General features: G+C 25.8%; 6 protein-coding genes. 5 read left to right on the top strand and 1 reads right to left on the bottom strand.

Features of this window, described 5'->3' with window-relative positions; translation table 11 throughout:
• Positions 1-992 precede the first annotated feature (992 nt).
• Entirely contained in the window at positions 993-1,790 is a 798-nt protein-coding gene (locus QIA00_RS04780) for an OMS28 family porin (protein WP_316257795.1), read from the bottom strand.
• Between the two features lie 517 nt (positions 1,791-2,307).
• Here QIA00_RS04780 and QIA00_RS04775 point away from each other — a divergent pair.
• From QIA00_RS04775 to QIA00_RS04755, 5 genes are all read left to right on the top strand, one after another.
• Positions 2,308-3,171 (top strand): complement regulator-acquiring protein, encoded by an 864-nt coding sequence (locus tag QIA00_RS04775; RefSeq protein WP_316257794.1) that lies wholly within the window; start codon positions 2,308-2,310, stop codon positions 3,169-3,171.
• A 151-nt stretch (positions 3,172-3,322) separates the two neighbouring features.
• Positions 3,323-3,721, top strand: a complete 399-nt coding sequence (locus QIA00_RS04770; RefSeq protein WP_316257793.1) for a complement regulator-acquiring protein — start codon at positions 3,323-3,325, stop codon at positions 3,719-3,721.
• Between the two features lie 244 nt (positions 3,722-3,965).
• On the top strand, positions 3,966-4,769 hold the full coding sequence (locus QIA00_RS04765) for a complement regulator-acquiring protein (protein ID WP_316257791.1): 804 nt from the start codon (positions 3,966-3,968) through the stop codon (positions 4,767-4,769).
• A 240-nt stretch (positions 4,770-5,009) separates the two neighbouring features.
• Entirely contained in the window at positions 5,010-5,804 is a 795-nt protein-coding gene (locus tag QIA00_RS04760) for a complement regulator-acquiring protein (RefSeq protein WP_316257790.1), read from the top strand.
• A 238-nt stretch (positions 5,805-6,042) separates the two neighbouring features.
• Positions 6,043-6,951 carry a complement regulator-acquiring protein gene (locus QIA00_RS04755; RefSeq protein WP_316257789.1) on the top strand — a complete coding sequence of 303 codons (909 nt, stop codon included), beginning with the start codon at positions 6,043-6,045 and terminating at the stop codon, positions 6,949-6,951.
• Positions 6,952-7,090 lie beyond the last annotated feature (139 nt).

Below are 7,090 nucleotides of genomic sequence, written 5' to 3'. Positions count from 1 at the left end.
AAATAAGAGTTTATTAGTATACTAATAAACTCTTATTTTAATGGCTTTTACGTTACTTATTTAATTTATAATTTAAACTGTCTTTTGAATATTACACTTTATGCTAAAAAATTAATTTTTGTCCGAAAGTATAATATTCAATAGCTGAATAAAATGATAAATAGGCGCTTAAAAATCAATCAATTTCTGGTTTATACTAATACTAGTTTATATTTTAATAAGTCCAATTTTTCAGCATCCATACTAAGCCTATTTAAATCCAAAGCATTAATAATTGCTATTATCTCTTCATGAGAAAATCAAACTATTCTTGAGAGTTCTTTTGGAATATCAGAATTGATCATATCTTGATAAAGCTCATAGAATATTTTTGATAATGCTTTATTTTGTTTGATAATTTTTCAAAAAAATTAAACTCACCTTTTGGATATATTGTTAGAAATTTGACACTTTAGGTTTTCCTCTCAAGGGATGTTTAAATTCCTCTCTTGTTAAGCTTTAGCATCCACAAACTTTTCATTAATCCTTTTCGGATCCATGCTCATTATCCATTGCCTTGCAACAAATATTGGGGCTTTAATGTGAAACTACAAAAACTACCTGATCCAATAAATCTATGTGCTCATTGCTTATTAAATAAATTAATAAGTTTCTCATCTTTTCTTTTAACACTCTCTCCTCGATAAGAAATCCTTGCTATCTTAACCATATCTCCCACCATCTTCCCATAAAATCAATAAGCTTTAAAACTCGTTATCCAAAATTTATATTCTTTATTCAGAAATTAATTCTCTTTACTTAAGATAAATTTATTAGTTAAGAATGTAAATATTCAAAATGTAAAAATTCAAAACGAAAATATTATATCTAAGAGCAACCTTAATAGAGAGATTAATATTGGCCTTATCAAAATAAAAAAGGCAGAAACTAATATAATTAGCTTCAAACCTTTTTACTTTAACCTCTAATTATTTATAAATCTGTATATCTAACTATCTCATATATAAAGAAATAGTCATTACTTTTGTAAGATCTCTTGCACCTTGAGCTACCTTCACAACATTAGAAATAGCCTTTGCAACATCTTTTTTTGCTACTACTTGATCCTTATTTGATGGAGTTAAACCATTAACCATATTGAGAACTTTTTGAGCCTCTTGAACTGTTTCATCTAAAGCTCTTTCAGAAGCCATTAAAGTTTCTTTAACTTGCTCCACTTTAGCAAATTCTTCTTTTGTCAATTCCAATTCCTTATTATTTGGAGATTTATTTGACATTATTTGCTTCTCTATTAAAAATGTTGCTTCACCGGCAACAGAAACAGCTTTTTGGGTTTCTTGAACAGCCTTTTTAGACATTTCAACAACCTTGTTTGCATCCTCAGCAACCATTCCTGAACACTTTGCCACAACAGTTGCTTCTTGTGATGCAACAACGGTCTCTTTAGCAACATCTGATATTAAAGACATTGAACCTACAAACTTTTTAACTACCCCTGCATCATTTGATTCTACCAATTCAAGAGATGATTCTCTAACTTCCTCTAATTTACTAGAAACATCTGCTGTTACCTTGTTAATAGTATCTAAAGCTTGATTAACCTGATCTTTTTGGGCCAAGCTTTTGTCATCTTTTTGCTCTAATTTTTTGTCATCTTTTTGCTCTGGTTGTTCTAAAACATTGGATTGAGACTTGAGAATATTTACATTGTTAGAATCTGCAAACACATTTAAACTTACAAATCCGAACAATAATCCGTTAATTATTAAATTACTAAATATTTTAGTCATTGTTAATTCTCCTTATTTAAACATTTATTTTTAATATTTTAAAACATAACTAAATTAGAATCAATACAAATTTATATAAAAACAAATAATTAACTTTTTTAATTAAAAATAACCTTAAAAACAAAAGGCTTTTAATAAATATTAAATGCTTAGATTTTGCATTAAAATGGGGAGAACGGTGTTATTTCATAATAGTTAGATTTATTATTATAAAATAACACATGAAAAGTATAACTCAATTGAAAGCAAAAACAAGGCTACTGGCAAAAATTTTCAAAATTAATACTCTAATTACATTGCTAACAAATTCAAAAAACCAAACGAAATATTTTAAATAATTAACTTAAGCTTTTTTTAAAAAAGAAAATATTTTAAATAATTAATTTATTAATTTGTATTTTAAAAAGATAAAATAAACATTGAAAATTAAACAAATTGAAATACATTTATATTAGAAATCAAAAATATTGAGCTTGCCAAATAAAACTAATGATTAATTTTTTTAAAGGATTACGTTTTGAAGAAAAACAGAATTTGGAAAATATTGAGCCTGTTTCAAATAACTTTACTGTTCTCATGCTCTTTTTATTCTAAATCAAACAACACAGAATCAACAAGTGAATTACAACCAAACCATATTGAAGTTAAAAAATATGAAGTTAAAAAAAATATTCAAAACTTACAACAAAGCCAGTTCTTTACAAATGAAAAAGAAAAGATAATTCAAAAAATTGCACAAGAGTTTGATGAAAATGAAAAATTGATTAACAAAATAGGACCAAATATTGCAACGTTTACTCAAACAATAAACATAGATATTCAAAAAATCGAACCTACTGATCAATTTGGAATAAACAAAACCACATTCCCAGAAAAAAAAGACATGAATATTGATTTCATGTTAAAAGAAAATCGGATTAGAAGATTATTTTATTCATCTTTAAATTATGATGAAAATAAAATCAAAAAATTAGCCACAATACTTGCACAAACATCAAGCTCAACTGGCTACCATTACCAACTTATTGGTTCAATTTTTTGGACAGGATTTAAAATCCAAGAAGCATTTGAAAGTGCTGTTAATCTTTTAACTAAAGACGAGCAAAGACGCTTAATGTTTAATTTTAGAACAAAAACAGTAAAAGAGATTCAAGAAAATTTTGAAAAACTAATACAAGAGAGAAATTCATGGATAAAAACCGTAGACAACATTATTGACGAATATGACAAAAATACAGGAGGATGTAGAACTAATGGAAAAATTCTGGGAGAAGTAATAAGGATTGGATACGAATATAAATTAGATTCGGATAAAAGTATGCAAATTTTAAACAATATTAGAACACCGCTAAAAACCTGTTGTGATCACATACACTACTAATTGGTGGTGTATGTGTAGTGGTGGAGTCGTACTAAAGGAAGGTTGATATTGAAAAAAACTTTTAATATTAAATAATAATATTGTTATTCGGCAAATCTTGCAATGCAGTTTATTATTTTGTATTAAAATCAATAAAAATCAATTTTAACTTATGAATAATAGAGGGATTGTTTTGCCAAAAAATAAACTAAATAAAATTAAGCTTAACATAATTACAGCAATATTGACTTTATTTTTCATCTTATATGCTGTTAATCCACCTGATTCAAAAGTAAAAAGCTACACCGATCTAAAAGAAGGCTCTGAAAATTTTGAAAATGAATCTGGAGAATTAAGGTCTTTAAATCAAAAATCTCCAAAAGAAGCTATAAGTATAAAATTAAAAGCACTCGCCAAAAAACTGAAAGACCAAAAAAATGAAAAACTACAAATAGAAAAAATAATTCAAACATCTTTAAATTACGATACAGAAAAAATAAAGAAATTAAAAAAAATTCTCGAAACACCAAAAGAAGAGCTCAAAATGCTTAATTTAAACAAAACAATTTAAACAAATTAAACCAATAATATACGCAACAAATACTGTTGCACTTGATATTTTTTCTAAAAAGAGAAGTTTTAACTTCTCTTTTTTTTTAGACCTGCAATATAAATACAATTGTCAAATAAAAATAAAATTTAATCTTAAAATATTAAATAATAATATTACTATTTGACAATTGCTATAATATAGTTATAATATTATTTGATAATATAATTAATTAATATTTGTTTTAATTAATAAGGAGAACATTTTGAAAAAAGTCAAACTAAATATAACCAATATTAATATCATTACAATGATATTAACTTTCATTTGCATTTCATGTGCACCTGCACCTTTTAGCAAAATCGATCCCAAAGTAAGCGGAAAATTCAAGCTAAAAAAAAATTCTAAAACAAAAAAAAATAATAAGCTTAAAAAAAACACTAATTTGGAAGAAAACACTCAAAATTTTGAAGATGAATCTGGTGACCTTATACTTTATAATCAAAAATTTATTAAAACTACAGACTCAGAATTAAAAGAAATTGCTACGAAACTGGAAACTCAAAAAAAAGAAGAAAATACACAAATAGATAAAATTAATAAGGAAGAATATGGGCTCTTGGATGCTTATATTGATGCTTATCCTACAATGGCTAACGAAGATGAAAAAATGATTTTAAAAAGAATGCTTTATTCATCCTTAGATTATAAAAAAGAAAATATAGAGACTTTAAAAGAAATTCTTGAAAAACTTATGTATAATCTGGGCAACGACCCTAAAATTGCTGCAGTTTTCCTTTATCGAGTAGCACTAGGCATTCAATTACGACTAGAAAATCACTTAACATCAATAAATAAAATACTAAAAACTAAAAGCAAAGAAGATTCAAAAATGCTACTAGAACAGGCAAAATCTGCCTTACAGCTAAAAGAGATGTTTAAAAAAAGGTTAAAAGAAACTATTGAAGATTATCGTCAAAACACTAACAACATTAAAGAAAATAAAATACTAGTAGAACACTTTAATAAATATTACCAAGATCCCAATTCTTTCCAATATGTCTCTTAATAATCTTTAAGAAAAAAAATAATATATTGCACTTGATATTTTAAAAAGAGAAGTTAATTCTTCTCTTTTTTTTAGACTTGCAATCTAAATCCAAATAAATACAATTGTCAAATAAAAATACTATTTAATCTTAAAATATTAAATAGTAATATTGTTATTTGACAATTATTGCAATATAGTTATAATATTATTTTATAATAGTTTTAATTAAAATTAGTTTTAATTAATAAGGAGAACATTTTGAAAAAAGAAAAACTAAATAGAATCAAGCTTAATATTATTGGAATGACATTAACTTTAATTTGCATTTCATGTGCACCTGCACCTTTTAGCAAAATCGATCCCAAAGCAAATGAAAACACCAATCCAGAGAAAAATACCAATCCAGAGAAAAACACTAATTCAGAGAAAAACACCGAACCAGAGAAAAACACTCAAAATTATGAAGATGAATCTGATGACTTTAAGCCTTATGATCAAAAATTGATGGGAACTACAAGCTCAAAATTAAAAGAAATTGGCAAGGAACTGGAAGCTCAACAAAAAGAAGAAAATATACAAATAGATAAAATTGCCAAGGGACAATTTGATTTCCTAAGTACTTTTAAAATCGATACTTATGCTCCACCTAGCGAAGATGAAAGAATGCTTTTAAAAAGAATAATTTATTCATCTTTGGGTTATAGAAAAGAAAATATAGAGACATTTAAAAAAATTCTTGAAACACTTCAAAATAATCCCGAAAACAAAGAGATAATTGCAAGATCACTTTATTACATAGCAATGGGCATTCAATTACAACTAGAAAATCACTTAACATCAATAAATGAAAACTTAGACAATCAAAGCAAAGAAGATTTAGAAATGCTGCTAAAAATCGTAGAATTTGACTTAAATCTAAAAGCGAAGTTTAAGAAAACATTAAACGAAATCATTAAAGTTTACAATCAAAATACTCAAGATAATGAGGAAAGACTAGTAGAACACTTTAATAAATATTACAAAAGCTTTGATACTTTACAATCTGTCTCTTAATAATCTTTAAGAAAAGATAATATGTTGCACTTGATATTTTAAAAAGAGAAGTTTTAACTTCTCTTTTTTTTTAGATCTGCAATCTAAATCCAAATAAATACAATTGTCAAATAAAAATAAAATTTAATCTTAAAATATTAAACAATAATATTACTATTTGACAATTATTGCAATATAATTATAATATTATTTTATAATACAATTAATTAATAATATTTTAATTTATGGGGAGAGTATTTTGAAAAAAGAAAAACTAAATATAATCAAGCTTAATACCATTGTAATGATATTAACTTTAATTTGTATTTCGTGTGCACCTGCACCTTTTAGTAAAATCGATCCCAAAGTAAATGAAAACACCAATCCGAAGAAAAACACCAATCCAGAGAAAAACACCAATCCAGAGAAAAACACCAATCCAGAGAAAAACACCAATCCAGAGAAAAACACCAATCCAGAGAAAAACATCGATCCAGAGAAAAACATCGAGCCAGAGAAAAACATCGATCCAGAGAAAAACATCGATTCAGAGCAAAACACCGAACCAGAGAAAAATACTCAAAATTATGAAGATGAATCTGATAACTTTAAGCCTTATGATCAAAAATTGATGGAAACTATAAGATCAAAATTAAAAGAAATTGGCAAGGAACTGGAAGCTCAACAAAAAGAAGAAAATATACAAATAGATAAAATTGCCAAGGGACAATTTGATTTCCTAAGTACTTTTAAAATCGATACTTATGATCCACCTAGCGAAGATGAAAGAATGCTTTTAAAAAGAATAATTTATTCATCTTTAGATTATAAAAAAGAAAATATAGAGACATTTAAAAAAATTCTTGAAAAAATTAAAAATAATCTGGAAAACCATGATGATATACTTTCAATACCACTTTATTACAGGGCAATGTTCATTCAATCTAATCTAGAAGATCACTTAACATCAATAAATGAAAACCTGGACAATCAAAGCAAAGAAGATTTAGAAAAGCTGCTAAAAAAAGCAGAATTTGACTTAAATCTAAAAGCAAAGTTTAAGAAAACATTAAACGAAGTCATTAAACTTTACAATCAAAATGCTCTAGGCAATGAAATAATGCTGGTATGGCACTTAAATGAAAATTGCAAATTCGTTAATACTTAACAATATGTCTCTTAATAATCTTTAAGAAAAAAATAATATGTTGCACTTGATATTTTAAAAAGAGAAGTTAATTCTTCTCTTTTTTTTTTTAGACTTGCAATCTAAATCTAAATAAATACATTCCAAAAATAATAATAAA

It is taken from the genome of Borreliella americana, assembly GCF_032595795.2.
Taxonomy (GTDB): Bacteria; Spirochaetota; Spirochaetia; order Borreliales; family Borreliaceae; genus Borreliella; species Borreliella americana.
Note: the sequence above shows the minus strand (reverse complement) of the source record. Positions and strands in the feature narration are given on the sequence as shown.

Bases quoted from the DNA above. Each gene is read 5' to 3' on its own strand.
- QIA00_RS04770 (WP_316257793.1), top strand. From the start codon at position 3,323: ATGAATAATAGAGGGATTGTTTTGCCAAAAAATAAACTAAATAAAATT.
- QIA00_RS04780 (WP_316257795.1), bottom strand. From the start codon at position 1,790: ATGACTAAAATATTTAGTAATTTAATAATTAACGGATTATTGTTCGGA.